Annotated in this window: 1 protein-coding gene; it reads left to right on the top strand. The window is 48.6% G+C overall.

The features are described 5' to 3' along the window. A partial coding sequence (locus tag R7Z50_RS24500) for an AsmA family protein (RefSeq protein ID WP_318149347.1) occupies positions 1-1,178 on the top strand: 1,178 nt, incomplete at both ends.

The raw sequence follows: 1,178 nt of genomic DNA, 5'->3' as shown, positions 1-1,178 counted from the left end.
GTCGATCCAGTTCCACCAGATTGCGCTGAAAAATATTGATTACGCGGGTCCGCGCTTTTCCGTAACTGGATTGAGTATCCAAATCCAAGATCCTACTTGGCTAAACGCTCAACAATTATGGCCTTACGGCGCTATTCAGGCTTCTGCAGAGCAAATGTATTGGCACGGTGAGGCGATACAAAAAGTACTGGTTGATGTGGATTATCAAGCCCAAAACAGCACCCTCTATGGCACGTCTTTTAAATGGCGCAATAGCCAAATCTCAGGGCAAGGTGAGCAATATCCGCAAGGCTGGTCTTTGGTCAATGTCACGATTGATAAGTTGGCAATCACCAATGCACAGCGACAATCTTTACTCTCTAAACCGTGGCAAGAATTGCCGTTCACCATTAACCACATCAATAGCCTCGACTTGCTTAACGCCGATATTGAATGGGGGGAATGGCACTGGCAAAACCTTGAACTGTCCATTGAAGATGCCTCACTGCCTGCATCTCTATGGAATGCCACTGCCAAAGTGTCTTTACAAGCTGACAGTGTTCGTTTCCAAGAGCAAACCGCAATAGAGCCACGCTTGAACGCCATTTTCACGCCCGAGAATATCCAGCTCCAAGAACTGAGCCTAGATTGGCAGCAAGGCCGCGTACAGGTTTCTGGTCAATTCAAACCGACGCACTGGCAACTCGACACGGCTTCTGTTCAAGGATTGAAATGGGCTATCCAGTCTGATGACAACAAGGATTGGTGGAAGGCCGCCACCAGCGCGCTACAAGAAGTGGATATCCAAGAACTTGATATTGAACGCAGTCAGATAATCCAATTAGCGCACGAACCATTCTGGCAACTCTCTGGCTTAAACGTCGAAGGAAAAGCGCTAAAGTTAAAGCGTCAGGACCGTTTTTGGGGCGTATGGCATGGCAGTCTCGACGCGAGTGTCGTGAATGCGAGCTACGACCAAGTTCTGTCTTCTCATGCTGCGCTTTCGACACAAAGTGAGCAAGGGTTGTGGCAACTCTCACGTCTGTTTGCCCCACTAGAACAAGGCTACATTGAAGGCTTTGGTCAACTTGATCTAAGTACGGCAAGCCAACCTTGGGCGCTTAATCTGAGTGCGGATGGTATTCCACTCAAACTGCTCCACCCATACCTGCCAGATGTATTCGCGGTAGATGGATTTT

It is taken from the genome of Vibrio sp. 1249-1, from assembly GCF_033340495.1.
Note: the sequence above shows the minus strand (reverse complement) of the source record. Positions and strands in the feature narration are given on the sequence as shown.